Below are 26,517 nucleotides of genomic sequence, written 5' to 3'. Positions count from 1 at the left end.
AATATAGATTATGTATAACGATGGCTGGTTCGATAGACAGTGTTAATATGGAGCCAAATATGACAGATTTGCAAGCCTCTCCGTCTTTGTCGTTCCCCTCTGGTGACAGGCGGTCGCGACTTGCGGTGCTGAATAATCACCAGTTGCCTCCCAACATGGTTTCCTCAACGCCTGAACGGTTGAAAACTGCGCTGGTAGCTCTTCAGATGCAGGCACGTTCAGCCAGTGACCTGATCGGATGCTTTAAGAGTGGTAAGGATGAGGACAATCTCAAAACAGCTGACGCTGCTTTAGTTCGTCTGCGCAGCTCTCAGGAGGTCATGAAAGTGATGCCTCGGGAGTGTTTTATAATCGTGGAAGCTGCGCGGCTTCTAGGAAAGCCAATCCCGGACGTCAGCGTCCAGGATCTGGCATTCACTGGCCTGATCGCACTCGATTTCAACCGGTGACTGAACCGCTATCACCTGGTAACGGGCCAACCGTTCTCGTCACCACAATGACCGCCAGTGGCATTGTTTTTTCGTCAAAAACGAGCAGCGCCTTGCGTTGACTGAACTCCGCAGTATTCAGTCCCTTCTTGGAATAGATGCCCTGGATAGAGTTCTGAGTCGATTGAACTGTGCTGCTATTGCACGGGATGATCAGGCTCTCACCGTGCTCCAGCCCACAGATTGCCGCTGTTTTATTTTCTGGTTGGCAGATAAACATTTCTGTCTCCTAGACGTTGATTGGTACTGATCGATACCGGTAGCCGCCGGTGTACCTCCATTCTATCACGTTACGTAATTACGTACATACGTTATTGCGTAAGCTGCATAACTCCCCCTCTCAAGAACTCCAGCAATAAGCGGTTTCGTAGCGATTGGTTTGACGTGTTCGATTGTTTGGTCAAGGGTCGGCCCGGAAGCCGCACGCGGCGCACAGACTGCTTGCAGGCGAGCACCGAACGGGTGAGGACTGAAGCGCAGCGGTCCCTTTACCAGGTGGCTGGTGATCAAGGCTCCCCCGGCGGTCATGGGGTTGCTCCTCCCCCATGGCCGTTGGGGTCAGAGGCCGACTCGCTCCCTTCCTGGAGGGAAGGGCGGGGGGATGGGTTTGGCCGTCATCCACAAATCCACGGGCTGTGTTAGGGGATGGGCCAGGGGATCCCCGTGCAGGCGGTGGGGTTCGTGGGTGATCGGTGCTCCTGCAGGTGCCGGCGGTGCTGGTGGCCACCGCCAGTGGCCGTGCCCTGCCCTGGTCTTTCCCGCGGCTGATCGCGCACCTGGTGCACGTCGGTCGACGTGCCCGGGCCAGCACCTGGTCAGCTGCTCGATGCCGGCGCCGGCGACTGCTGCAGGTGATCGTGATCGAGGCGGTGCCGATCGGCACGGCGCGGCCGGCCATCGCCGGTGAAGCATATCCAGGAGATGGGTGAGGTGTTGGCCAGCGGATCCGCGCTCGATCGGCGCGGAGGGTTTGGGGCGACGTCCTGGCATGACGCTGAGTAAAACGTTGAGCATCCAACCACGGCGTTGTGCGATTAAAGACGGATAAACTGCTGGTTAAATTCAAGATCAACGAAAAAGCCGGCAAGAAGCCGGCTCTTAAATAGCTAGTCCGATCAGCGCATACGTTGCGTTGCTTTAGTCTTATGCTGAGGCATATGAGCTAAAGAATCTGAGCTATCGGAATTTGTTGGAGGTGGAGGATCAAGTGTGATGCGTATATTTGGATTGAGTCGGCAAGTAGCTTCTTGAATAGCGTCCCAATGCCGGAATGGTACCGTACCGACATTCAATGGCCGAGGACTAAACTCAAGATCCGCCGGGTGCGCAATTACCTTAAAGTGCTGCCACTCGGGTTGATTCATCAACTTCGCCACCAAATCGGGGCGTTGCATCAAAACAATATGCGGTTTAAATATGCCGAGGCTATCCGGATCAGTCCCTTCAGAAATAAGTATTGCCCTGAGTGTTGACTGAACCTCTTCCGTAGAACTTTTTGAAAGGCGTTGAAACGTAATGAAGTCATGATTAGCCATGTCCTCCGGTTTCATCATCAACGGATTTTGCTTTTCATTTAATTTTACTAAAAAATCAATGACTGTGAAATCTAGGCGATGTTCATTCGCATAGCTGCGTGCAGCCATAAAAGCTTCCTGCTTACTTTGATATCCATACAACGCAGAAAAAGCTCCTTCTATGGAGCTTTTAGTTTTAAGTCCGCAATCCTTTAACGCAATGGAGCGCGGCGCATTACCTTGGTAAAAGTAAAGTGTCGATAACTCGATAATATGTTCGTTCTTTTCTTGCTCATTCGTGTTCGCTACTTTCACCATTTTTTGTCCAACCTTGAATCAGAACTTTCTCAACGCCTTGGTGGTCAGCAACAGTGCTCACCGCGTCGCGCATAAATTTTTGACTCTGCTTTGAAGTCATATTCAGTCTGCGCACAGCTTCGATCCATCGTATTACTGGTCTTCCTGGCTTACCGCCATGTTTGATCAAGCGGTAAGCCGACGGCGCCGACCTCCCGGTCAACGTAGCAAACATCTCTAGATCCTGCGGGGCTTCAGCATCAAGCCCAAGGTAGTCAAAAAACTCCTTAATAGCGGGCGGATGCTCAACCGGCGAAGACTCCGGATAACTTTTATACGCATAGAGGCACAAAGCCACAGCAGGGTCGCTGATAGGAGTGCTTGAGCGCTCCTGGCTGGTCAGCTCTTCCCATTTCGCCTTCTGCAAACCGAAAGCATCTGCTGCCGCCACTTTTGATAGGCCATTTTCAAGGCGCCACCTTTCGAGGTCGGTTCCGCAGATCGGCTGAAGGGGCTGTTTGGTCATGTCCACTCTCTTTTCATTGATGGTAGCAAAGAAGCATCACTCGGTAGGAAATTTCTGACTCACATGCTGGGAAATTGGTTTCCCAGCATGGAGATTTTACAGATCTTCCAAAATGCTGCTATTTTGCATAGTATACACAATACAAAAGAACGGCAGCACGCAAACGGCACCACCTCTGACCCTCGTTTTCAGCAGTAGTTCAGGACGACTGAAGGCGAGGACAGAGGTAGCTATTACCACAAGCATAGGGAGATCCCCATGAGCGCAGAGTCGGACGCACAAATGCAACAATTTACGGACGCTGTCTACAGTCAAAACGACTCGAATAGCGATCTTGTGGGCCAATCGCCACTGGCGGCGATAGAAGCCCGGTCGGTCAGGTTTACCCAGTGGCGCGACACGATGCTCGGAGAATCTGAAGCAGTCCCTGAGATCCCAGAACGATTGCTGCGCCATTGGGTCGACGGTGACATCGCGAGCTTCAGGCTTCTTTCATCAATTGACGAGGAAATTGCCGCTGACAATATCTCCGCTAACTTCCAAAACTACGAAGCCTACCGCGTTGAAATGCAGCAGTTGGCCGGCGATGTGGCGGACAAGGTGGAAGAGCTCAAGAAGGAGAGTTTACGCCGCGGGATTGAGCAGGACCGCGTGACGGCTAAAGACCTCGTCGCCCGCCTGCGTGATACGGACGCCCAGGCGAAGCTGCCTAAGGATGCTTCCGGGCTCAATGGGTTTTCCGGCGGCGAGCAGCACCCCGACCATGCACCAGAGTTGCCTACCGCAAGCAAAGTGCTTGAAAGCATCACCTACAAGACACGGCCGGATGGGAGCGTCCTCTACCTGGTGAGCGAGCGGCCAGCGTTCATCGATCATGGTCGCCACATTATTGTCGAGGACAAAGCGCTCGACGACGAGGAGTCGATCCTCGGCGCCATTCTTCTCGCCAAGGAAAAGTACGGCGGCGCTTTCTCCTTGACCGGAACAGATGAGTTCAAACGCAAAGCACTTGAAGTGATGCTGAAGAACAATGTCGAGGTTCGTCTCAAAAGCCCGGCCCAAGAAATGCTTTTGCGGGAATTGGCCGTCGCGTATCCCAACTACAAACTCCCGGCTGCAATGCCAAAACATACCCAAGGTGCCACTGGCGAGACTGTTCAAGATGAGGCGTTGGTCAGCGCTGACGCGCAGGCCACTGTGGATTCCAGTTCAAGCCCCAATTTGGTTGTGGTCAAACGTGAGGATCCCAAGCCCGTCAATCGTCTTGCCGGCAGATTGGTAGAGCACGGTGTTGCGCCGTACGACCATGAGAAAGGCAACAAAGACAGTTACTTCGTCGTTCTTGAAAATAGCGACGGTCAGTTGTCGACAACCTGGGGTGTAGGTTTGGCCGATGCAATGGCAACAGCATCTGCTGCAGGCGGTGAGATGATTGAACTGGTCAATAACGGTAAAAAGCCAGTAACCGTCGTAAAAGACATAAAAGATGACCAGGGCAAGGTTATCGACACCGAAACTATCAACACTCACCGTAATGAGTGGATCGTAGTTACTGATCGGGGCGCGGCCGATACGCAATTTGCCGATCTGAAGGAATCAACTCCCCCCACGTTGACTTTGGTCGAACCCGCCACACGACCAGTCCTTTCTCCCAGTGAACTTACGCCAATTTCCGCTATGGATTGGTGGCAAGTGCAGCACGCCGTAATTGAAAGCTGGAGCGCCGATAACAACGAGCGAGAGGTCTTGCTCAACGAACTTGGGCCTGGGCCTGCCGCAGATACCTACTACTGGTTTGATAAGAGCGGTAACCAGGTCATTGCTCCATCCAACGCCAAGGAACTGCTGGTTGCCTTCGAGCAGAGCCGTACAGCGATAGATTCACACACAGCACAGCAGGAGAGTCAGATGACAGAGCAAAATGCTAGTCCAGGTGATAAACACGAAAACGGCGACGATCAGAAGCTGATTCTTCGAGGAGTCATTAAGGTAGGTGACGATTACGACACCACCGTACTGCTCTTCAAAGGCAAGGGCGACTATCTCCAAGGTTTCATGAAAGTTGACGGCGTTAAACATCAGGTTATTGCGCATCTCAATGAGCGTAAGCCGGATGAAGGCACTGGTGAGATCAAGCCAAACTTCATCAAGTTGTCCAAAGCGGTCGGCCAGGGTGATGACACCAAATGGGAAGAATTCGGCTTCGGTAATGCACTGAACAAGCGTAATGACCAGAAGCCTGTTTATTTCGATGATGTGTTGTTCAACATCGGCGGCAAGACTTTAAGCGGACGCATCACCAAAAACGTCGACGACGACATGCACCGCAAGTTGGGGTTCGTGCAGGACCGCGTTGCGCGTCCGGAGCGAGCAAAGGCTGGCGAACAGCAGGCCGAGGCAGCGACTGACCCAAAGGTGAAGGCGCAGGCGGCACAACCGGAGGCACAGCAGCCTCCGGCGGCAGCCAGCGCCCAAGAGCCCAGCGCCCAAAAAAAACCGCGTAGTCGCGCTCGAGCTTGATTGAGCTGCCGCCTTCTCCACCGAGGATCCGTTATGAAAATTGTGTTCAGTGCCCTTCTACTTCTGTTTTGCATGTCTGCGAACGTGAATGCAGCAACGTGCCGGAGCGGTGAGGCCGCTGTTCGTGGTAGTAAAAGCGGGTACGAAGAGGACAAGAAGGCGGCAGAACAAACCGTCGAGGACGAGCTTTCGTTTTCAGACGTTTTGGAAAAATGCGTGGGTGGCGTAACTGGAATTAAAGCTGGACCAACATACGGTCCGTCAGAAACATTTGGGGAATGGGCTGAAAAGATTTTCAACCAAGTCTGCAGGTTAGCCCGTGACAAGATTAATGACACGGCTGATGGTGCCACGGAATCCCGAATGGGCTCTGCACTACAGAGTTTGTACTCGGATTACGATAAGTACCAACAAGCGACAGGCGCGGGGACTATCAATTCCGGCTCACCTGGTACTGTGCCAAGTAGCATAGGAACGCTTTCCAATCTTAGTTCTACGTCCGCCCCGGCGGCTGTCCAACCTACGCAGATTCCAGTTTCACCATCAGGAAGTACATCTACTTCCGATGACAGTGCATTCTGGAACGACATCTGGAAGTAAGGTCATGCCTTTAATTTGGGTACTGTTGGTCGCGCTGCTCTTGGGCGATTACATGCTTTCCGAAAACTCGAACAATTCCGAGCAAGCCTCCATTGCTGCAGAGAACGAGGCAATTTCCGGGAGCATGCAAGTCTATAAAAACGCAATCGTCCGGTATGTTGAACTAACGCCATCGGCGTCCGGTGCAATCCCCGATTCGAGCTTAGCTTTACCTACGTGGTTCTCGCGATTTCAAGGAATTTCCAATTACGTAGCTTTTGGAAAGGTCTACGTCTATTACGTCGGTCGCAGTGAGCTAGCCTCCGTAATCGCTGGTAAGACAGAGTCAATGACTGTCGGGATCAACAGGGGGGGAATGCTGATGAACCCTCAAAGCGGTAATACCGGCATAGTGCTTCCACCCGTGATTCCTGAGTCATCAGTGGTGATCATGCAATGAACATAATTCGACTATTTGCAGCGTTCCTTTTAGCATTGGTGCCATTAGTAGGACACTGCGAAGTACCGCCACCTTTATATGGTCAGATTGCATGGCAGCAGGGTGTTCCGGTTAACTACCTCTATGCGATTGCGCAAACTGAAAGTAATACGGAGCTGACGATAGGATTTTATCCTTGGCCCTGGACATTAAACGTTGCAGGGACATCGAAGCGTTTTGCGACATTTCAAGAAGCATGCAATGAGGCCAATAGCGCTGTTGCGAAGCACGGCGGAAAGTCTGTAGATATCGGGATCGGTCAGTTGAACTGGGGGTATAACGGTCATAAGTATTTCGCGACACCGTGTGACTCTCTCTTTCCACGAAGAAATCTAGAGGTCGCCGCGATATTATTGCGGACGCATTACCAAACAACCGGGGATTGGCTCCAAGCGGCTGGAATGTACCACCGCCCTGCTGGAGGCGAACCTGCGCGTCGCTACAAAAAAGAAATAGAGCGCCGCTTAGGTAAAATTACGGTTGCACCAGGACAGAAGGCTCCCTATGTCGTCACAAAATGAACCAGGTCGGATTTCAACTGAAGGTGCGCACTCTGCAGATGGTTTTTTGCTGCAGGCCACGTTGATCAAGCCATTTGAGTTCCAAGGTGATTTTAGCCCTCATAATTTCAAGCGGTTCTTAAAGTACTGCGCGGACAACGGCGTTTCAGACCTGACTATTCAAGGCGGCGATTACATTTGGGCAGAAATTCACGGTCGCCAATGCCGGGCGACGTTGCACACAATCAAACAGGGTCAACTGCCGACCCTTATTGCAACCGTGTGGCAAGCTGAAGTTGAGTCAAACATCCGCTCCGGCAAGGGCGCTGATAGAGCCCTTGAGTTGCAAGGTGAAGAGCTTGGCATTGAGCGCGGCGGGTTTCTTCGGTTTCGTTGCAACTTCATTCAGGCTCGTGTTGCGAAGCTCGATGAAGCGTATTCGATTACGATGCGAATTATCCCGTCAGATCTGCCTGATATTCTAAAAATGGGGATCGAAAAAGAACTCTTCGAAGCCATGTACCCTAGCCAGGGTTTGGTCCTCGTTTGTGGTCCTACCGGATCGGGTAAGACAACGTTGCAGGCGGGCATTTATGGCTACGCTGGGCAGGAAATGCCCGATCGCAAGGTTGTCACCTATGAAGATCCGATCGAGTTCGTGTTGGGAGGCGCTCATTGGAAAGGCCCCCAGCCGTCCCAATCACAAATCGGCCGGGACATCGCGACGTTCGCACTAGGTTTGAAAAATGCAATGCGCCGGAAGCCAAGCATCATCGGTATCGGCGAAGCGCGAGACCTGGAAACGATGGACGCGATGATCGAGGCCGGATTAAGCGGCCACCTCTGTTATGCAACGGTACACACCGAATCGGTTCCGGAAACGATCAACCGGATTATTCAGGTTTACCCGCCCGCGCAGCAGTCGGCTGTCGCTTCGCGATTGATGGGGTGCTTGAGAGTAATCGTCGTCCAGCGCTTGCTCAAAACCACAGATGGAAAGCGACAAGCTATCCGCGAATTCGTGGTGTTTGACCGGGATCTACGAAATGAACTTCAAAATCACTCATACGAGCGGTGGGCATTGGAGTTGCGGTTAAAGCTTGAAAAGGCCGGCGCGACTTTAGATGACAAGGCGTGGGCTCTATTCGAAGCTGGGCGTATCGATAAAGAGGAGTTCATCGAACTAGCCGGACACAAAGCTTTCCGTACACGTTCTGGAGTTGCTGCATGAGTGCTTCAATTTGGCAACACGCTGGTCGGTCCCCGAAAATATTCGGTATCCCCTGCATGGCATTCTTGCCCATATTTATTTGGATGTTTCACTGGGCATATTGGACGTTTGCGCTGGCTGTGGGCACGATCGTTTTTTTTGCCGTGCTTGCACGCTTCGGTCTGACATTCAAGGTGCTTTGGGGCAAGGCTTTGCACTTTGTACGTGGATCGAGAATCTTTGCCAGGCCATGGTGGTATCGCAACCGGTTTAAGGATCTCGATTAGGATTATCCTGGTTTACCAGTCAACTGAGGCTCCGTAAGGGGCCTTTTTGCGTTCTTGTGGTCAAGGGTCTGCCCGGAAGCCGCACGCGGCGCGCAGCCTGCTTGCAGGCGAGCACCGAACGGGTGAGGACTGAAGCGTAGCGGTCCCTTTACCAGATGGCTGGTGATCAAGGCTCCCCCGGCGGTCATGGGGGTTTGCTCCTCCCCCATGGCCGTTGGGGTCAGAGGCCGACTCGCTCCCTTCCTGGAGGGAAGGGCGGGGGGATGGGTTTGGCCGGCGGCGGCCGGTGTTGGCCGTCATCCACAAATCCACGGGCTGTGTTAGGGGATGGGCCAGGGGATCCCCGTGCAGGCGGTGGGGTTCGTGGGTGATCGGTGCTCCTGCAGGTGCCGGCGGCGCCGGTGGCCACCGCCAGGTGGCCGTGCCCTGCCCTGTTCTTTCCCGCGGCTGATCGCGCACCTGGTGCACGTCGGTCGACGCGCCCGGGCCAGCACCTGATCAGCTGCTCGATGCCGGCGGCGCCAGCGACTGCTGCAGGTGATCGTGATCGAGGCGGTGCCGATCGGCACGGCGCGGCCGGCCATCGCCGGTGAAGCATATCCAGGAGATGGGTGAGGTGTTGGCCAGCGGATCCGCGCTCGATCGGCGCGGAGGGGTTGGGCGATGTCCCGGGTCAGGCGTTGCGTGAGGCGCCTGCAGCGCCGAGCATCCAAGTACGGCGAGCAGAAACGACACGGTGATTAGTCGGTTGGCTGGGAGAGAGCGGTTAGCCAGTCTTTCATGTTGCCAGGCAATAACAACTCGTGCCTCGCTCGCGAACTCGCGGTGTAAAGAAGGGAACATACCGTGGCAAGTGCGTGCGTCGAACCTTCCCGAGGCGGCCGTAACAGATCACGCGACAACAGGACGGTGTTGTACTCCTGGTTCTTGACGTCATCGACTCTGGCGAGCTTGATCTTGGCACTATCTTCACTGCAAAAATTCTTCATCCGTTCAGCGAGGTCGTTGAAAGTAAAACCTCGATCAAGTAACTCTTGAACTGCTTTGAATTCGTAGTTGCGTCCCATAGCAGAACCTAAAGCGTCCCAAGTGGCGTAGCCGAATATCATACGATGCCGGGGCCTGGTTCCTTCTGTGAACAGCAAGATCAGGTCTGTGAGGAACGTATTCAGTTCTTTCTTCGCCCGATCAGCCATTTGGAATTTCGCACCTGCTTCGGTAAGCCTGATGAACCACCCCATCAGTCCCCATTCATTGGCAACAATAATTGTCGTTGGCTTCTCAGGAATCGACATGTTGTTGTATGGAAGCAATTGCATAGGGTGTTCTGACCGGCCTTCGTAGCTTTCCTTGATCACACTTGGGTGTTTTTGGATTAGCGGGTTCAGAATCTCGCCCATTTCTTTACCCGCGCGCACGGACTGCGTCACGTATCTCTGTCTAACTACTGCGCCATGACGCGGTGTCATACCATGTAGGTGTTGAAACTCGTCTCCAAGAGTAAGTACGGCCTGCGGACTGCGGTCGAGGATTTGCAGCATAGGTGCACTTAATTCGTGACTTTCATCAATAATGACGTGTGTATATTCCTCTGGAATAACCTCCCGACGCAGCGATAGAAACTTTATTCGGTGCGCGTTACGTACCGGAAGCCTAATTTCTGGGGCGGAAGGCCAGATCAGCTCACTCCATATCAACCGGCTATACTCCATCAATACAGCAATATCCGCATCATTAAGCGCGCCACCTATTGCAGGTAGGTGACGCGGCTCTATAGTTTGACTCGGAGAAAGACAGTAGCTATACACAGCTCGATGACAGACGTTTGCAACATCCCGAGGTCTTAAAGAACCTACAGCCCGGAAGTTCAGCCAGTTGGCAATCTGCTGATCGCTAACCAAATAGGTTGACTGCGATCGCTGTGAATCACTGATCCTCCACCCTAATGACGTTTTGTCCCGGTTAAGAATCTGATTGGCAACATGACCGAAGGTATGAGCATTGAGCTCCGCTGTTACTCCGGATTGAACCATCCGGTTTTTCAGAGCCTGAACTTGACTTGGCATGTAAGCCATCAACAACGTCGAGTTCGGGTTTAAATACTCAAAGAATTTTGCGATCAAAAAAGTCTTGCCGGTGCCAGCGTAACCCTGAATGTGGAACGACTCGTCCTGGCAAGCGTTGAACTCGTCGAATAGTCGGCTCTGTTGGTCGCTCAACTGCAGGACGCCACCAGTAGGAAGGCGTACCTCGCGCTTTAATGGTTGGTTTTTCTGGCTGTATCGTTGGCCAAACGTAAAGTCCCAGTTACCGTCAGAAGTAAGATAGTCACGTTTCGCTACTTCGTCGGCATCAAGCAAACTCGCTCCGATGGATGGGAGCAACGTGAGCCCGTGGGCGAATATAGAGGCTTTGAAGCGACTTTGAACCTGCGCAGCGAAAGATGGCGCATCGGCTGGGGACGGCGCGCGACCTGCGCGCAGAGCTCCGTCATACATCACCTCGATCCTAGTCACCGAGACCTTCTGCTGAACAAGAGCGTTGAGGTTTTGTATCAGCAGAACCGCTGCTAGCTCAGTCGTGGACGCCGTTTTGAAGAAGTTATCGGCAAGCGCTGCGTCGGACAGCCCTCCTGCGGTCTCACTGGCCAAGGGGAGGAAGAGGACTGGTGCTGGTACAAAGCGGCTTGGCGAATTCATTTCTTCGGTTCGTCCTGGAATGATGGTCACGGCGTTCGGGCCAGGGCCCGAGCGCAATGCCACCACTTTAAATTGAATACGTAATTGCGTAAATACGTAAGAGCGTAAAAGCTCTAGATTTATGTCATGCTTTGCTCGGTCGCTGCGCCCATGGATCCGCTGGCGCCTCTGCCACACGGGCCATCGACGGGTATCAGCCCTCGTGCTAGGATTAACCCATACACACCTTGCTGGAGCGACGTTATGCGCCAACCAGACCAATCATCAGGCAGTTTCTTTGCGATCATGGAAGGCAAGCGCTCGCGGCGTGATGTCCTCATGTCCGCAGTTGCGTCTGCACAGCCTGCCGATCTGGAGGCTTCTGCCGAACGCATTAAAGCGGTTATGCGTAAACCGGCGGGATCTCAACAACGTCGTCAGCGCATCGCTCCTCCGGCTTTCTTGGCATTGTCTGAATGAGTTCTGAAGATAGCCCTGATCTTCCTGACGGCACTTCACAAACCCCTGACCACTTTGAGCGTTCCGAACTATTTCTGTATTTTAAAGAGAGAATCAAGGACGTTTATAGATCACCAGAACGCGAAGCTGTAGACCAATACGGTCTGATAGTTGTTGGTGGACAGGCGTTGTCACTGTGGGCGCGGGAATATCTATTAGACGAGATGACCGGCGAGGAACTTCAATTTGCAACTAGCGACGATCTCGATTTTATAGGCAGACAGGGCTCCGTTGGTTTCTGCGAAGATCGAATGAACGTTAGTTTTCGTCGCGCCACTATTGAAGATCATACTCCGAACTTAGCAGCGGCAGAAATTGCATGGGACGGTGATCGGAAGATTGTTATCGATATTCTTGATGCCATCGCCGGCGTCAGCACCGCTGACATTTACAAATATTTGGAATCAGTTGTATTAGATGATGTACGCATTGCCATTATTGACCCAGTGTCTTGCTTACAATCTCGTCTGTTCAACTTATACGCTCCCTGGTGCAGTAGCCGTGAGCGGGAGTCTGTTCGAACGCAGTTGGCTATTCGCGCATCGAACTGCTATCTACGTGAAATACTCGTTGAGGACGGTTATCGTGAAGCCGTTCCTCTATTTAAACGGATTCACGAGCTGGCTCTTTCCCGAAATGGCAAAGACGCGTTTTACGATTACGGGTTGGACCTTCTAAAGGCAATTCCGATTGATCCAGACTTGCTACCCAAGCAGTTTGTTGAAAAGAACTGGCCCAGTATTCTGAAACAAGTTGGGGATGCCCGGTTGAGGAAAGAAACCCAATATAAGAGCCATAACCGTGAGCCGCTGGGGTTGAAGTTTTCTGCGCCTAAAGCAAAAGTCGAACTCGATCGACCTGTTACACACAATACTCCCCCACCAAAGCGTCCAAAGTCTTAAGCATCACTAATCTTGCTTAAAGCCCGGTCAAGTGTCAGCCCGGAAGCCGCACGCGGCGCGCAGACTGCTTGCAGGCGAGCACCGAACGGGTGAGGACTGAAGCGCAGCGGTCCCTTTACCAGGTGGCTGGTGATCAAGGCTCCCCCGGCGGTCATGGGGGTTTGCTCTTCCCCCATGGCCGTTGGGGTGATCGGTGCTCCTGCAGGTGCCGGCGGCGCCGGTGGCCACCGCCAGGTGGCCGTGCCCTGCCCTGCTCTTTCCCGCGGCTGATCGCGCACCTGGTGCACGTCGGGCGACGCGCCCGGGCCAGCATCGTGGTCTGCAATTTGGCTACTTAAGAGCGTTGGGGATGGATCGGTTCACGGACTGCTTGCAGGCCTCGCATCCGCTCATCGAACACAATGCGCTTTAGCATGTAGAGTGCGACCAACTCGCCGCCAACTTCTGTGCTCCAAGCTTGCTGGATCGACCCATACAAGCGATCTATTTCGAGCATTGCGCGCCGGTAACTCTCGACCTCAAGAATCAAGCGACGGACATCCGAATCAGGGTGCTTAGTCCAAAAATCCCGCAGCTCGGACTGGGTGACTGATCGAAAAGGTGGAAGATCGCGAGTCATACAAAAGACCTGTACAAATAAACAGTACCCGCAAGAATACCTAATCGAGCCAAGTAATGAAGAGATCGCGACGACTGACATTGGCGCGAAATTGGTCAGTTGCACACTCTTGCAAGCATTGGTCACGTTAAGAACAAACCACCAGGCCTAGTCACTAAGCGACAAAAACGGCCTTGAAGCTCGCAAGCCTTATAAGTGGTGATAAAATAGGTTATCACCATAATTCAGAAGGGTAAGCCGTATGTCGCTTTTTGAGCCGATGCGCGACTTTTTCCATAGACGTGCGGCAAAAAACATGAGTGACGGGGCGGTGCGTGTTCACCTGGTGAATCGCCGGCAAGAATCACCCCGGGGCAATTTCGTTTTTCCCGGTACCGACTACTTTGACGACATCGAGGTCGATGGCCAACGCGTTGGCCATGTCGATTACGGCATCAATCCGCTGCTCGATCGCGTGTACATCAACATGCTCGACATTGACCCGGCGTATCAGCGCAAGGGCATTGGTTTGGGCGTGCTGTGGCACCTCTGGCTGACACACCAGGTGCCGATCGTACCGATCTACCAATACGCGTTATCCAATGGTTTCTGGCACCGAGCCCGGCGTCGCTTTTTGGCCGCCGGTGCGTTGATCGAGGAGGAGTTGCGTACCGACAGCGAGTTGGCCGACGCCAAACAGCGTTGGCAGCACCTGGTACCAGAATCGGAGGTTGACCGCTCGATCCGCGAATACTGGGCTTGGGTCGAGTCTGAAAAAGCTGCCGGGCGCCCGGCCGGGCCGGGTATCCGATGAGCAACCTGATCCCCACTGGCGCCGGTGAGCGGCGACTGTCCGCCGCCGAGTTCCAGCAACTCGCAGCCGTGCCGGCTGCAGCGGAATGGTTCGCCAATATCGACAACCCGCGCACCCGCCGCGCCTATCAAATAGACCTGGCCGACTTCTGCAGTTTTGTCGGGATCGCCGGCGCTGATGAGTTCCGCGCAGTCACCCGCGCGCATGTGCTGGCTTGGCGCGCCCAGCTCGAAAACCGGGGCCTGGCTGGAGCCACGATCCGCCGTAAACTGGCGGCGCTGGCCAGCCTGTTTGACCACCTCCTGGAGAACAACGCGGTTGCTGGCGGCAACCCGGTGCACGGCGTCAAAAGGCCCCGGGTTGAATCCAACGAAGGCAAGACGCCGGCCCTCGGGGATGACCAGGCTAAATTATTGCTGACGGCGCCGGACGGCTGGACGCTCAAGGGCATTCGTGACCGGGCCATTTTGGCCGTGTTGCTGTACCACGGCCTGCGCCGGGAAGAAGCCGCGCAGCTGATGGTCGGTGACCTGCAGGAGCGGCGCGGGATCAAGCATTTGAAGGTCAAGGGCAAAGGCGGCAAGACCCGCTATTTACCGTTGCACCCGGTGGCGGCCGAGCGCATTCATGAGTACCTGGAAAGGGACAACAAACGCGAGCCCGGGAATGACTCGCTCTTCCGCTCGATCCGCGGTCGCACCACCGGCGCCGGCATTTCCGCGAACGGGATTTACACGGTGGTTGCGCAATGGGCCAAGGCAGCGGGTATCAAGGTCGACGGGCTGGGCGTGCACGGGCTCAGAGCGACGGCCGCAACCAATGCCCTGGAGCATGACGCCGATATCGCCAAGGTGCAGGAGTGGTTGGGCCACGCCAATATCAGCACAACTCGGCTATATGACCGACGTGGCCAGCGGCCAGAGGATTCACCCACGTACAAAGTGAAGTACTGAGCTACGCGCTTGCCTCCCCAAGGCTAACAACCGGCGAGGGTTGAAGGCTCGCAAGCTTGGATTCCAACCTCAGGCCGCATGGTTCGCAAATGATCAGCAGACCGGGTTTACCCCACACGTTCGTTTTGCAGGAAGGCGTTGGGCAGGAATATTTGTCCCGGTTACTCCGATCGACTTCTTCCCGAACGCCAATATCAAGCTCCCCTATCGCCGGCGCTTGGTAGCCTGCATCGATCAGTGTCTGCTGCGGGAGTTGCTCCTGAGCCACAAAACCAGGACTGACACCGTTATGGCCATCGTCCAAATCTGCAGCCGGTGGAAGCGTATCGTTTGCTACGGCAGCATGCCGAACAATTTCCACATCCATGGATCCCGAAGGCGGTGAACTGGGGGCTAAAGCAGCGAGTGGCCGAACGCTGATAGGAAAGCGATCCATCCATGAGATGGCAAAGCCTGTGCTCAGCAAACGGCGGGTGGCTTTGTCGAAACGGCCGCCCGGGATGACGTAGTCGTTCATCGACTGACCGATTTTCTTACCACCAGGTTGTCCTGTTGAGGACGGCATCAGGCCCAAGGCCTCCATTTTTCTAGCCCACTCCCAATTGTGATAACAGGATCTGCTGGGTTTGCCGAAATGCTCCTGCCATAGGTGGACCATCTCATGGACCAGGGTTTGCAATATCTCCACGAGAGGAATCGACGCGAAGTAGTCGGGATTCATGGCGATTTCGTCGGTCTTCGTACCATCCAACCGAATGAAGCGTCCTTTCGAAAAATAGCCCATCGTCCGCTTTTCACGCTGGTAGGTGATCATGCACGCCGGCAGGCGCTCCTGGGATGCAAACAGGTAATCGTTGTAATAATCGTAAGCACGCTGAAGCTCAGCGTACGCTTCCTCGGTTGGGCGAAGATAACCTTTCACCACCACGTTAATTCCCCATTAAAATGTATTGTGCAATACATATTTTGTGCTGAAAAAATGGCCCTTTACCAGGGCCTTTGCTTCATAAGACTACGAGTTACTACCCGGTGATCTCGTACACCGCCCTAACTACCCCCAACGTCCATTCATCGCTATTCCAATTAGCAATCGCGTCAGCTAGGGTTTCCCCGCTTCGAATGGTGGCGTCCTCTTCGTGTAAACAGACAACCTCGCCTTCCCCTGTACCAGGTATCAAACCGGAAAGGATACCCGGGCGCTTGCCGCAGTCCGGACATGCCTTGATGACCTTGTGTAAGGCTTTTAATTTGGCCAGCTCAACCGCTGTGTCAAGCGCATCAGCGGAACGCAAAATCACGCGTAGTCTGTCTACAAGGTCTTCGTGTTTAACGGGGTCGGTCTGCATGAGTGTTGTCAGCGTCCAGTACAGATCGCCACGGCAGGTCGCCGGATGACCCCCGAAACCGGCATCGATCAACGCCTGCTTAACGGTCAAATCTTCTTCCCTCACAGCCCTCTCCTTCAACAGCGTGTAAACACCACCGGTGATTAGCTGGCGATGTCGGTTTGTGTTTTGTATAATAGCTGTTATACGGAAACTATCAAGGAAGGGGTTTGCCTGGGTCCTTCTGCAAAAGGAACAGTTGGTATCTTCTGGAGTGGGTGCAGGACGACTCCGATAGGGCCTGCGAGCGGCGGACAACGGGAGGTGCTAGCCCTCCCAGCGAAACCACAGGCGCGCACTCACTACCAGAAGGCATCAGACAGGTGTTGCACACGGTAATGCTACAGCGTGCAACAGTCGCAACATGTATGGGGACTTGACATGACACCGGCTACTGAGAAAGTTGAAGTGACCTTTCGTACCAATGAGGGTGATGACAAAACTGTTCTTGCTTCTGATATCGCGGAAGCGCTGAGCGTTGCGAAGAAGATGAGAACACCGGAAAGCTACATGGTCTGCGTCGTTCAAGACGGAGTGCGTACGATGCGCTGGGATCGGGCAACGATAGTTGGTGAAAACCGATGGCGACAGGAAGATCCCGGTGCCTTTGAGCTGCTGGGCGCAGTACGGAATGTCCGTGTTGTTCACCCAGCGCCGTCGCAGGATTTGCTCGGTGACGAGATTCATCCTGCGGGTCTGCGTTGCTATCAAGTTGGAGAGTCCGATTGGTTTGCGGCCGCTTCGCCTGAACATGCTCTTGAGTTGATGCGTGAGCTGATGGGGGACGAGGAAGAATACGAAGTCGAGTTGACCGGCCAATTGTTGCTTGATGAGCGCTGGGGTACAGAAGACGAACCTGGTAAGGATGCTGGTTCGCTGCGAGAGTGGTTAGCAGCCGCAGAAGAGCCGGGCTGGCTTGCCGGTACGGAAGGATAGGATAGTCCCGCTACACACCATTGGCCCTTGATTGGGCCAGCGGCTGTAAAAACCAACCAATTTCGCGTCCACGAAAACAACGAGGAATCACGATGACCAATAAAAATCTGATCGTCACCACCTGTGACTTCACGGACATTCCGGTAATCATGGCACCACCAGGCCACGGGGCCAGTTTTATTAATCCAAAGCTTTTCAGTTGTCTGGGGACTCCGGCTGTTACTGACGTGATGGCCGAACCGCGTAAGCGGGGCTACACCAAGCCGAAAGCTTGGCCTTCGAAGTGACAAGTAAAATCCCGCCCAGGAACACAACAAGCCCAGCCGTCAAAACGTTGGGCTAAGCCCGTAGGAGAGGCGCGGTTTTCGCGTCCGCCAAAGTGAGGTGTGATGATGCTGACCAGTTTTAAGAAAAACCGGGACGACCTGAATCGTATGGATGGTCAATCCCAAGAAGAAATGCACGAAGCACTGCGTGGCTGGATGATTCTCGCCCATGAACAGCGCACAGTTCTTTGGCGCTTCGCTCACCTGGAAGAGGTGTTGACGGTGGAGGACATTCCAAGGGTTCAGAATGCAAATCTCATCCTGCGTCAGATAGCTGACCATACGACCGAGTTGCGGGAGTTCTTCAGCCGTACTCCTGCGAGCAACGTGTTGCAAGGCGCAGTCGATGCTCTCGAATCCGATCTTGCAGACGCCGAGCTGTTCACTCGCCAGATCATGAAATTCGTGCCAGAAGTAATGGGATTGACCCCTGGTAAGGCTTCCTAAGGGAAAATCCTGCTGCTCACCTTGGTCCTGATTGAGCTTTGGGAACATTGAGGTTAGCGATAGATATGCGGGACTCACTTTGGCTGGTCAAGGGTCAGCCCGGAAGCCGCACGCGGCGCGCAGCCTGCTTGCAGGCGAGCACCGAACGGGTGAGGACTGAAGCGTAGCGGTCCCTTTACCAGATGGCTGGTGATCAAGGCTCCCCCGGCGGTCATGGGGGTTTGCTCCTCCCCCATGGCCGTTGGGGTCAGAGGCCGACTCGCTCCCTTCCTGGAGGGAAGGGCGGGGGGATGGGTTTGGCCGGCGGCGGCCGGTGTTGGCCGTCATCCACAAATCCACGGGCTGTGTTAGGGGATGGGCCAGGGGATCCCCGTGCAGGCGGTGGGGTTCGTGGGTGATCGGTGCTCCTGCAGGTGCCGGCGGCGCCGGTGGCCACCGCCGGGAGGCCGCGCCCTGCCCTGCTCTTTCCCGCGGCTGATCGCGCACCTGGTGCACGTCGGTCGACGTGCCCGGGCCAGCACCTAGTCAGCTGCTCGATGCCGGCGCCGCCGGCGACTGCTGCAGGTGATCGTGATCGAGGCCGGTGCCGATCGGCAACGGGCGGCCGGCGATTGCCGGTGAAGCACATCCAGGAGAGGGTGAGGTGTTGGCCAGCAGATCCGCGCTCGATCGGCGCGGCCGGTTTGGGCGACGTCCAGGGCTAGACGCTGCATGCGGTGCCAGCGGCACCGAACATCAAAGTGCTTCGGTGCGCGCCAGGTTGTTGCGATACGAGACTCAAGACCGGCAAGTAAAAAGGCCAGCAATTGCCGGCCTTCAAAGCACTACATGCGGAGTCGCATTTTCTCCTGCGTTGGTTTGGCCTCCTCTGCATAGGACAGTGGCTTCCAAGTCGAAACATGGTTGTCATCGGCCTGTATCAGCTTGAGTTCAGTCATGACGTCACGAACATCCTGCCGAAGCATTTCGAGTTTTGCTTGTTGAGGGAACGGCTTGTCCTTCTCCACGATCGCCCGACTATGCTCAAGCTTCTCTTTGACTCGGTACTCTTCGGCCTCCTGCCTCCAGCCTTCAAACTTGCCCAGAAAGTTGTCAACTCGACTGGTGAAACCTGCCAGGCTGAACTTATCATCGACGGTGTAGCGAAGATTTTCAGGCTCATAGCTGTCGACGCCGGCGAGTGAGAACTGAATGGTGTCTCGGCGCGCATAGACCTCGATGTCGTAGCCACGGTAATTGCCTACCTTGATTACTCCGGGGGCTTCGGCCAGCGACTGGGCGCGTGATTCGACCGCTTTTTTCATGCTGTACATGATCTGGCTGAGCAGATGGTCACGCTCTTTCTCGCGATACACCTTGTCATTGATCTTGAAAGCGAACTCAGGACCGGTGTTAGCGTCACGCAAATCGATCTCTGCGCAGCAGCGTTTCACGGTTCGGTTCGCACGCAAGTCGGCGCCCGCGAGCCAATCCAGTCGGCTTTCGAGACTGTGCAGGTTGCGCTTGTGATTTGAGTAAACCGCCTCGATTTTTTTCAAGTCGGCACTCAATTTCACCTGCATGAAGATCAGCGGGTTACCAGTTGCTGCAGCTTTCATCTCAGCGGCGTTGGCCGCTTCGCTGGCCACGTCCTCGATCTCCCGCTGCAGCGTATCGCCCTTACGGAATTGCTCAATGCCAGAGGCCTTGTACTCGATGGTCTGCCACATCCGGCTGTCGTATGTCTGCTTCGTGGCGTAGCGAAGGATCTCAACCTCAAAGAGGTCAGGATCCTGCTCGTAGAACAGGTTGCCCTGGCGGATGATGCGGCCTTCGCGCTGCTCCAAGTCGCTGGGACGCCACGGGGCATCAAGGTGATGCTCGGCGACCAATCTCCTTTGGACGTTTGTGCCCGCGCCCATTTTCGCCGTCGATCCCAAGCAGATTCGTACATCTCCTCGGTTGAGTTCATCGAACAGCTTGGACTTCTGCAGGTCGGTGCTGACCTCGTGAATGAACCGCACCTGGTGCTCGGGTATGCCCCGGGCGATCAACTTGGCTTTTATGTCGTCATACACGCTGAATGAAGAACCATTGGCCAGGAGCTCGTCCATGGAGATTGCCGGCATATCGTCGTCCGGTTCATCTTCATCGCCAGTAGCTACGACGACTGAGCTTCGTTTCAGCTTCGGCGTAGACAGATCGCAGAACACAAGCTGAGTGCCTTTGCGGTCATCCCACTCGGACCAGATCCGGTGAATGTTCTCGACCGCGACGTTGATTTTGCTACCTGGGTGATCGTCAGCATTCGGATCGATCAGTCGGAAGTCGAGGCCTGCCTTTCGTGCTTCATTGGTGATCTTCAGCGGGTTGTCGATTCGAGGATCTTTCGGAAGGTTTTCCATGCGATGGATGATCGAGCCCTTGTTCCACTCCTTCATCATGATCCCATCGGCGCGGTACACCGTCTGGCCGTGCAGGTCTTTCATCACAGTCTGCACACCCATGAACTCGGCTTGATCTTCCGATCGCTCAACCACGATGTTCTGTGGTCGACCGCCTTTCACACGCGGTACCGGGAATCGGCTACCCCGCTCTTGTGCCTGGCGATCGAGATCTGCCTTCGTGATGACGTCCGCAAACACTCGGTACTGTGCCATCAATTCCGGGACGTTTTGGAACTTCGAGAATCGGCTGTTCAGTTTATAGTTGACGCCAGTAGCGTCGAGCTCCCAACCCGACACGACCTGGCCAAAGGTACTGGCCCATGCGTCAAAGTGGACAATTCCGCGGGCCTTCAACTCGTCGTACTGCATGTAGCGCTGCATGGTGTACAGCTCAGCGATTGTGTTGCTGATAGGCGTGCCGGTAGCAAAGAATACTCCACGGCCGTCGTTACGCTGCTGCAGGTAGCGGCACTTCACAAAGAGGTCGAACGCCTTTTCGGAACCTGCAAGATTGCCCAGGCCGGAGATGCGGCTTAGAGCGGTGGTGATGTACAGGTTCTTAAATTCATGGGCTTCGTCCACGATCAGCGCATCAACCCCGAGGTCAGCGAAGCTGACAGCCTGGTCTTTCGATCCGGTGTCTGCTTTACGCTCCAACCGCTCTTTCATGCGCTCGCGAGCTTTCTCCATCTCTTTGATTGTGATCCGGTCACCGTTCTCCTCCTTCAACTGGCGCATCGCCTGAGTCAGGTCACGGATCTGCTCGTTCAAAATATTGGAGAGCGTTTCCTCGGGCATGCCGATTCGTTTGAATGAGCTGTGGGCCACAATGACAGCGTCCCAATCGCCGGTAGCGATTCGGGCAAACAGCTTCTCGCGATTGTCCTTCTTAAAGTCCGCCTTCTCGGCGACCAGGATGTTCGCGTTCGGGTACAGGGAGTAGAAAGCGTCTTTCCACTGCAGCAGCAGGTGATTGGGAACGACCAGCATGGGTTTATTCATCAACCCCATGCGCTTACTTTCCATCACGGTGCCAACTGCCACCAAGGTTTTGCCCGCTCCCACAACGTGGTCAAAGAGCGCGGTGCCATCCTGAATCCCGCGCCAGATTGCGTCCTTCTGGTGTGGCCGCAGGGAGATGTCCAGAGACGCACCTGGCAGTTCAAGATGAGAACCGTCGTAGTGCGCCGCGACGTTCGTGTTGAAACGATCGTTGTAGATCCGCGCTAGCCGCTCACGGCGGTCCTTGTCCTCCCAAACCCAATCAAGGAAGGCTTGGCGAATTTCATCCGCTTTCTGATTAGCCGCTGCTGTCTGAACGTCGTTGATTCGGTAGATCTTGTTGCCACGATCATCCTTGCCGACTTCGTCACGAACCTGGATCGCATGGCCCAGCAGTATGGCTTCAACGAGCTGGTGCGCCGGGTAGCGATCGGTACCCCACGTCACGTGACCCGTGGTGTGATCGGCGGCGCCGATCTTGGCCATGTACTTGCCCAAAGACGGCTGGTACGAAACCCTGCAGGCCACGCGGCCAAGCAAATGCCTGACAAACTCTTCCACGTCCAAGTCGGGTACCCAGGTGGACCCGAGTTGCACCCGAATGTCCACAGGTTCGATGTCCGCTGGTTGGACGGCTCGCAGCGCCTCGACGTTTTCGATAAAACGGGGATTGAGCTCAGCTGCGACAACTGCTGCTTTCAGTTTGTCCTTCACGTTGCCAGAGAGATATTGGTCAGCTGTTTCCCAGCGCTGCAGTAACGGGTTTTGGTAGATCAGCCCCTTCAGGTCGGCAATGAGCTCGTCCTCAGGTTTGCCGGAAAGCCTCATCATCCTCGGCAGATCGATCCGCCCAGACTGATTCATAGAGACAACCAGGGCGTCCTTGGCCGTTTCAACCTGGGTGACTTCTACGCGAGGGCTCATCACTCGCCTGGAGAAGATCGCCGCTTTTTTCGCCGAAGGCGCGCGGGGATCTACGCCGTGTTTCTTCGCCGTTTCAGCCGACACACCCTTGTCGTAGTCGCTCTCCAGGGCGTGGATCAGTGGATATTCAGGATCTTCACTCATCGCCAGACGGTTGGCCTGGGCACTGACGTGTCCGAACTTGCGCAGGAACTGGTCATAAGCCTGGTTCAGCATCTGGCGTTTGCTGGCCAACTCGAAGTCAGTTGAAGAGTCCGACTGCTCGCCTTGCATCAGATCACGCAATGCTTCTCGTATCTGGATCATGCCCTTGATGCGTTCGCCGGCACGTTCATTCTTTGGCTCGATGACGACATAGTCGTGGTCTGCCAGCAAGTCGGGCAAGCGACGGGCGATACGCCCATCTGGGACAAGGAAAAACGAACCGACCTTTAGCGCATCGGGCAGCACCAGGGACGGCTTTTCCGGTGCAGAGGAGTCAACGCGTTCGCCTGAATTTCGGGCCGGGGTATATCCGTTCACCGGTAGCACGGATAGCCGCTCGGCAATCGCCAGGGCCAGGTTCTGACCTGGCTCTGCCACAAGCTCTGCGGTCTCACGGTGCATGTTGCGAGCGAGCACCATCGTGCCGGCCATCTGCTGCGGGTTCTCGATGAAGTACTGGTTGAGGGTGATTGGCGAACCTGTCTCACGGTCACGTATTTCACCGACATTCACCCAGCCCTTATCCGTTTCTTCGCCGGCGGCCGCCTTGCGGAAGAACACGATATCGGTGGTAACTTCGGTGAGCGCGTTGCGTTTGAACGCATTGTTTGGCAGGCGGATCGCCCCGAGAAAATGGGCTTTGTCGGCGATATACGACCGGGCGGCAGAGTTGTTGGCATCAAGGAAATAGCGACTTACAACCTGGGCCATCACGCCGCCTTCGCGGAGCTTGTCGAGTGACTTGGCGAGGAAGTAGTTGTGAATCGAGAATTCGCTGATATCGCGGTGATGCGGGTCGTAGAGTGACTGACTGCCAAACGGCGGGTTGCCAATGACCGCATCAAAGTAACCTGCTGGAATCACAACGTCCTGAAGGCCCTTGTTGATGTAGGTGGCTTCGGGATAGAGCTGCTTGCCGATGTCGGCTGTGAGAGGGTCGAGCTCGACGGCGGTGAACTTCGATTTTTCCCGCAACGCCGTGGGGATCAAACCTATGAAGTTGCCGGTGCCGGCGGCTGGCTCAAAGATCTTGCCACCGTCGAAGCCCATCTGTTGGAGGCCTAGATAAATGCCCCCAATGATCACCTCGGAGGTGTAATGGGCATCCTGGGTCGAGCGTCGGGCTCGCTCGAACTCGTCCTGAGTAAGCAGTTCAGACAACTGGCGATATTCCGTTTGCCAGTCGTTGTTCTGGTGGTCAAAGGCCTGCGGGAGGCCGCCCCAACCGACATAGCGCACGAGCGTGGCTTGTTCGAGCGGCGTCGCCGATCGGGATTCAGACGTGAGCTGTTTGAGGAGCTCCAGTGCAGCGATGTTGTCCTTGAATTTGGCTTTTGCACCACCGTCGCCGAGGTTGTCGTCTGCGCTGATGGTGTAGTTGCGCGGTGCTACAGCTCTGTATTGATCTCGTTCTGCGCGAGGATCTCGTGAGCCGCGCTGCCCGCCTGCAGCAATTCGAACGCTTGATTGAGCACGTTCTGTTCGATCGTCTGCTGCTCCAGCAAGCGGCCGAGCAGGATCACTTCCCCCTCCGCTTCCAGGGCTACCAGCCGATCCGGAGTGTTGAACGCCCAACGGTCGAGGATCTTCCAGCCCTGCAGGCTGTACGAGGGAGAACTCCGGACTGCTTGAAGCGTTTCCGCTTTCAAGATTTTCGAGGCGATTTCCAGCGGTTGTTGTTGTCCGATCAGCATGGGTGACTCCTTGGTCGTCATCGTGGTCCATCTCGGCTTCGAGAACCTGGATGGTTTCTAATGTTTTGTTGAAGGTGAAATCGAACGAGAACTGGTCAAGGTTCTCACTGGGTTGTCGACGTCGTGCCACTGCCTACGCTCCTGCATGGTTTGTATTGTAGGCAGTATACAAAATACTTCCTAACAAACCAGCCCGAGCGCAGTAGAGCCCTACTGTTACAAGGTCAAGTGCCGCGTTTAGATGACCTGAGGAAGTGGTAGCGCCAAGCCAGAAGCCCGAATATCCCCAGATTGATCACTCCGAATCGCAGCCAGTTCGCGCTGGATGGGTGGGTTGGTACGTTAAAGCCGGCGAACAAGAACAACGCACTGAGCAACAATGCAAGGATGGCCAGCAGCAGGATGCCTAGGTGCTTCTTCATTGGTCAGAGCCTCCTTCGTGCGCGCTTGCTGAATAATCCACCCCGCCGGTTTTCAGCATGACCAGGCCGTGACGCTCAAAAGCACCAATCAGTGCCAGGAGTGTCAATTTTTGGGGTTCCACCTTCCCAGACTCGAAATTCTTGATCGTCCGCAGAGCGGCTTTGCTCTCGCGGGCAAGATCCGGCTGACTCCAGCCCAGTAGTGCCCTGGCTGCTTTGCACTGATTGTTTTTCATGCTGATCTCTAAATGCCCCTTAGGTGCATCATTGCCCTAAAAGGGCACTATGTAAAGTGGTCGAGGGAGTTTTTTATTCGCCCGCGTCGGCGACCTTCTCTTGAACCATGCTCAACGTGTAGTGGGTGTTGAAGTGCGCCATGAGGCGCTCACACAACTCCGGGCTCTCACAGCGGAATAGGACGATCGCTCCATCCAGATCCATGGCTCGTTCCAGATACTTGGACGCGGTGTCGTACAAGTTGTCTGTTTCGCGAATCGTTGCGCGCGCAAGGCCTTCTCGGCCTGTCACTTCAATGGTGCGGTCAATGGAACGCTCCACGGCAGGTGTAAGTCGAGGGTTACCCTCATTGTCATAAAGCAAAATGGCAATGATGAACGGCACCGTTCGACCGCCTTGCGTCGTAGCGTGGTAGGCCGGAACAGCCTCCAGTTTCGGGAATTCCATTATTAGTGTCCCCCAGGTTTTTCGCTGATGGTGATGTAACGCGATTTCTGCCCCTCGTGAAGCCCAATACTGCTGAGCGCCGCCACAGTCATTGCTCGCTGCTTGAGCCAGGCGTCGACTCGCTGCTTTGCAGTTTCAGCTGAAACTGCCACGAGCTGGCCGTTTTCAGTGAAGAAGACTGGCATGCGGAACGATCGACTGCCGTCGACAGCAATATCAACCTCGAACCAGCGCTCCTCACCTTGCTCAAGTTCATAAAAAGTCACCTGCATACCCTGCACGAGTCGCCGGGTAGTGCCGCTCGGATCGGTTTGCTCTGTCTGCTTTCTCTCACAGCCAGTGACGCTGAGAGCTATCAAGATCGCGAGTAACCGCAACCAAAAGCAGGTCTTGGGCTTCAACATGGGCTACCTCTTTTCCTACGTCACACGGTGTATGGGATTGGTCGTATTCCCAATTTCCGCAAGCTCTGGAGAGTGTGATCCAGCCAGTTGGCAGCCCAACCGTCCTCTATGGCTTCCCTGGCCCAGCGGTTGATTGACTCCGGGTCAGTCAAATGCAAACGGGGCCTAGTGAACTTCACGTACGCCGGATAGATCGCCTCAGCAATGTGCAGCCTGGCAAAGCTCGAAAGCTCATGTGCTTCCTTGGTGTATTCAAATCGCCAACCGACCGTTAGAGCTGCCTCCATAATTGATTTCAAAATTGCAGCGTGCATCTGCTCATTCATGAGGCGATTCACAGAGGGGGCAACCAACTCAAGGTCGATTCCCTCATGTTTTGCCATGTCTTGTTCCATGTCGATTTTCCGAGATAAGTTTAGGGCTTGGTTTGGACGTTGCCGGTTCACTTCCGGGGCTCAAATTCAAATTCGACCTTGCCGGCCGCAACATCGAGTACCAGGTACGCTGAGAACGCTCGCTTAGGCGTTTTCGCGCTCTGGAAGCCTTTCAGCAAAGCGGTTTTTTTCTGGGTCAACAGCGACTCTGCTTCGTCGACCTCAATCTTTCGGCTGGCGATCTCTTTGCGAATTTGAATGCAGCCGGCTGTGGTGCAGGCGTAGACCCCTGCCCTGTTTTCGAAAGAGCACTGGCACTTTGGACATGGGGACGCTAGAGCTGTAATCGGCCCCTCCTGGACCGGCGCGGCGCGCTGCTCAAAGATGAACTCAACCTTGCTCAAC

Annotated in this window: 30 protein-coding genes; 15 read left to right on the top strand and 15 right to left on the bottom strand. The window is 54.9% G+C overall.

The features are described 5' to 3' along the window. Positions 1-59: 59 nt before the first annotated feature. A complete protein-coding gene (locus ACYZTX_RS29670; protein ID WP_462037165.1) occupies positions 60-449 on the top strand; it encodes a hypothetical protein in 390 nt (129 codons plus the stop codon). Here the strand turns inward: ACYZTX_RS29670 and ACYZTX_RS29665 are convergent. Next, complete coding sequence (locus ACYZTX_RS29665; protein ID WP_462037164.1) at positions 439-708, bottom strand: hypothetical protein; 270 nt, start codon at positions 706-708, stop codon at positions 439-441. The two genes, ACYZTX_RS29670 and ACYZTX_RS29665, sit on opposite strands and share 11 nt — an antisense overlap. Before the next feature lie 493 nt (positions 709-1,201). On the opposite strand from ACYZTX_RS29665, the gene ACYZTX_RS29660 reads away from it, so the two are divergent. Beyond that, positions 1,202-1,417, top strand: coding sequence for a hypothetical protein (locus ACYZTX_RS29660; protein ID WP_462037163.1), 216 nt, complete (start codon positions 1,202-1,204; stop codon positions 1,415-1,417). A 186-nt stretch (positions 1,418-1,603) separates the two neighbouring features. On the opposite strand, the gene ACYZTX_RS29655 is transcribed toward ACYZTX_RS29660, so the two are convergent. Both ACYZTX_RS29655 and ACYZTX_RS29650 read right to left on the bottom strand, forming a co-directional pair. Next, the gene (locus ACYZTX_RS29655) at positions 1,604-2,320 is read right to left on the bottom strand and encodes a hypothetical protein (protein ID WP_462037162.1); all 717 of its coding nucleotides are present in this window, start codon (positions 2,318-2,320) and stop codon (positions 1,604-1,606) included. Then, on the bottom strand, positions 2,295-2,825 hold the full coding sequence (locus ACYZTX_RS29650; RefSeq protein WP_462030058.1) for a hypothetical protein: 531 nt from the start codon (positions 2,823-2,825) through the stop codon (positions 2,295-2,297). The genes ACYZTX_RS29655 and ACYZTX_RS29650 overlap by 26 nt, the downstream gene beginning before the upstream one ends. A gap of 258 nt (positions 2,826-3,083) precedes the next feature. Here ACYZTX_RS29650 and ACYZTX_RS29645 point away from each other — a divergent pair, with 258 nt between their 5' ends. From ACYZTX_RS29645 to icmT, 6 genes are read left to right on the top strand one after another with little or no spacing between them, the layout of a single operon-like run. Next, positions 3,084-5,345, top strand: a complete 2,262-nt coding sequence (locus ACYZTX_RS29645; protein ID WP_462037161.1) for an LPD7 domain-containing protein — start codon at positions 3,084-3,086, stop codon at positions 5,343-5,345. Between the two features lie 33 nt (positions 5,346-5,378). After that, positions 5,379-5,945 carry a hypothetical protein gene (locus ACYZTX_RS29640; protein WP_462037160.1) on the top strand — a complete coding sequence of 189 codons (567 nt, stop codon included), beginning with the start codon at positions 5,379-5,381 and terminating at the stop codon, positions 5,943-5,945. 4 nt (positions 5,946-5,949) lie between these two features. Continuing rightward, entirely contained in the window at positions 5,950-6,384 is a 435-nt protein-coding gene (gene pilM / locus ACYZTX_RS29635; protein ID WP_462037159.1) for a type IV pilus biogenesis protein PilM, read from the top strand. Further along, a complete protein-coding gene (locus tag ACYZTX_RS29630) occupies positions 6,381-6,944 on the top strand; it encodes a lysozyme family protein (RefSeq protein ID WP_462037158.1) in 564 nt (187 codons plus the stop codon). The genes pilM and ACYZTX_RS29630 overlap by 4 nt, the downstream gene beginning before the upstream one ends. Next, positions 6,928-8,154 (top strand): plasmid transfer ATPase TraJ, encoded by a 1,227-nt coding sequence (gene traJ, locus ACYZTX_RS29625; protein WP_462037157.1) that lies wholly within the window; start codon positions 6,928-6,930, stop codon positions 8,152-8,154. Before ACYZTX_RS29630 ends, traJ begins: the two co-directional genes overlap by 17 nt. Further along, on the top strand, positions 8,151-8,420 hold the full coding sequence (gene icmT / locus ACYZTX_RS29620; RefSeq protein WP_137808423.1) for an IcmT/TraK family protein: 270 nt from the start codon (positions 8,151-8,153) through the stop codon (positions 8,418-8,420). The genes traJ and icmT overlap by 4 nt, the downstream gene beginning before the upstream one ends. Before the next feature lie 740 nt (positions 8,421-9,160). On the opposite strand, the gene ACYZTX_RS29615 is transcribed toward icmT, so the two are convergent. Beyond that, the gene (locus ACYZTX_RS29615) at positions 9,161-11,149 is read right to left on the bottom strand and encodes an AAA family ATPase (RefSeq protein WP_462037156.1); all 1,989 of its coding nucleotides are present in this window, start codon (positions 11,147-11,149) and stop codon (positions 9,161-9,163) included. Between the two features lie 213 nt (positions 11,150-11,362). On the opposite strand from ACYZTX_RS29615, the gene ACYZTX_RS29610 reads away from it, so the two are divergent. The 4 genes from ACYZTX_RS29610 to ACYZTX_RS29595 all read left to right on the top strand — a co-directional run bounded on the left by ACYZTX_RS29610 (position 11,363) and on the right by ACYZTX_RS29595 (position 14,884). Continuing rightward, entirely contained in the window at positions 11,363-11,578 is a 216-nt protein-coding gene (locus ACYZTX_RS29610) for a hypothetical protein (RefSeq protein ID WP_169878315.1), read from the top strand. Next, on the top strand, positions 11,575-12,519 hold the full coding sequence (locus ACYZTX_RS29605) for a hypothetical protein (protein WP_462037155.1): 945 nt from the start codon (positions 11,575-11,577) through the stop codon (positions 12,517-12,519). Before ACYZTX_RS29610 ends, ACYZTX_RS29605 begins: the two co-directional genes overlap by 4 nt. Before the next feature lie 914 nt (positions 12,520-13,433). After that, positions 13,434-13,931, top strand: coding sequence for a GNAT family N-acetyltransferase (locus tag ACYZTX_RS29600; protein ID WP_462037154.1), 498 nt, complete (start codon positions 13,434-13,436; stop codon positions 13,929-13,931). Then, the gene (locus tag ACYZTX_RS29595; RefSeq protein ID WP_462037153.1) at positions 13,928-14,884 is read left to right on the top strand and encodes a tyrosine-type recombinase/integrase; all 957 of its coding nucleotides are present in this window, start codon (positions 13,928-13,930) and stop codon (positions 14,882-14,884) included. The genes ACYZTX_RS29600 and ACYZTX_RS29595 overlap by 4 nt, the downstream gene beginning before the upstream one ends. A 1-nt stretch (position 14,885) precedes the next feature. Here the strand turns inward: ACYZTX_RS29595 and ACYZTX_RS29590 are convergent, their stop codons facing one another. Next, positions 14,886-15,806, bottom strand: coding sequence for a SprT-like domain-containing protein (locus tag ACYZTX_RS29590; protein ID WP_462037152.1), 921 nt, complete (start codon positions 15,804-15,806; stop codon positions 14,886-14,888). A 100-nt stretch (positions 15,807-15,906) separates the two neighbouring features. Beyond that, complete coding sequence (locus ACYZTX_RS29585) at positions 15,907-16,335, bottom strand: hypothetical protein (protein ID WP_462037151.1); 429 nt, start codon at positions 16,333-16,335, stop codon at positions 15,907-15,909. 315 nt (positions 16,336-16,650) lie between these two features. Between ACYZTX_RS29585 and ACYZTX_RS29580 the strand changes: the two genes are divergently transcribed. From ACYZTX_RS29580 to ACYZTX_RS29570, 3 genes are all read left to right on the top strand, one after another. Next, positions 16,651-17,205: a type IV pilus biogenesis protein PilI gene (locus ACYZTX_RS29580; protein WP_462037150.1), complete on the top strand. Its 555-nt coding sequence runs from the start codon at positions 16,651-16,653 to the stop codon at positions 17,203-17,205. A gap of 92 nt (positions 17,206-17,297) precedes the next feature. After that, a complete protein-coding gene (locus ACYZTX_RS29575) occupies positions 17,298-17,492 on the top strand; it encodes a hypothetical protein (protein WP_462037149.1) in 195 nt (64 codons plus the stop codon). A gap of 102 nt (positions 17,493-17,594) precedes the next feature. Further along, on the top strand, positions 17,595-17,978 hold the full coding sequence (locus ACYZTX_RS29570; RefSeq protein ID WP_462037148.1) for a hypothetical protein: 384 nt from the start codon (positions 17,595-17,597) through the stop codon (positions 17,976-17,978). Positions 17,979-18,052: 74 nt separating this feature from the next. Here the strand turns inward: ACYZTX_RS29570 and ACYZTX_RS29565 are convergent, their stop codons facing one another. From ACYZTX_RS29565 to ACYZTX_RS29525, 9 genes are all read right to left on the bottom strand, one after another. Then, positions 18,053-18,193 (bottom strand): hypothetical protein, encoded by a 141-nt coding sequence (locus ACYZTX_RS29565; RefSeq protein WP_462037147.1) that lies wholly within the window; start codon positions 18,191-18,193, stop codon positions 18,053-18,055. A gap of 609 nt (positions 18,194-18,802) precedes the next feature. Further along, the gene (locus ACYZTX_RS29560) at positions 18,803-23,773 is read right to left on the bottom strand and encodes a DEAD/DEAH box helicase family protein (RefSeq protein WP_462037146.1); all 4,971 of its coding nucleotides are present in this window, start codon (positions 23,771-23,773) and stop codon (positions 18,803-18,805) included. A gap of 149 nt (positions 23,774-23,922) precedes the next feature. Next, a complete protein-coding gene (locus tag ACYZTX_RS29555) occupies positions 23,923-24,228 on the bottom strand; it encodes a hypothetical protein (RefSeq protein WP_256660582.1) in 306 nt (101 codons plus the stop codon). A 224-nt stretch (positions 24,229-24,452) separates the two neighbouring features. Then, positions 24,453-24,650, bottom strand: a complete 198-nt coding sequence (locus ACYZTX_RS29550) for a hypothetical protein (RefSeq protein WP_462037145.1) — start codon at positions 24,648-24,650, stop codon at positions 24,453-24,455. After that, positions 24,647-24,886 carry a helix-turn-helix transcriptional regulator gene (locus ACYZTX_RS29545; protein WP_461771479.1) on the bottom strand — a complete coding sequence of 80 codons (240 nt, stop codon included), beginning with the start codon at positions 24,884-24,886 and terminating at the stop codon, positions 24,647-24,649. The genes ACYZTX_RS29550 and ACYZTX_RS29545 overlap by 4 nt, the downstream gene beginning before the upstream one ends. A gap of 73 nt (positions 24,887-24,959) precedes the next feature. After that, entirely contained in the window at positions 24,960-25,334 is a 375-nt protein-coding gene (locus ACYZTX_RS29540) for a hypothetical protein (RefSeq protein ID WP_462037144.1), read from the bottom strand. A 2-nt stretch (positions 25,335-25,336) separates the two neighbouring features. Beyond that, a complete protein-coding gene (locus ACYZTX_RS29535; protein WP_462037143.1) occupies positions 25,337-25,738 on the bottom strand; it encodes a hypothetical protein in 402 nt (133 codons plus the stop codon). Between the two features lie 20 nt (positions 25,739-25,758). Next, positions 25,759-26,133 carry a hypothetical protein gene (locus ACYZTX_RS29530; RefSeq protein ID WP_462037142.1) on the bottom strand — a complete coding sequence of 125 codons (375 nt, stop codon included), beginning with the start codon at positions 26,131-26,133 and terminating at the stop codon, positions 25,759-25,761. Positions 26,134-26,180: 47 nt separating this feature from the next. After that, the coding region (locus ACYZTX_RS29525; RefSeq protein WP_462037141.1) for a topoisomerase C-terminal repeat-containing protein at positions 26,181-26,517 on the bottom strand (337 nt) is incomplete at its 5' end.

The organism is Pseudomonas sp. MDT1-17 (assembly GCF_054898105.1).
The sequence above is the reverse complement of the archived record's forward strand: the minus strand, read 5'-3'. Positions and strand labels throughout refer to the sequence as shown.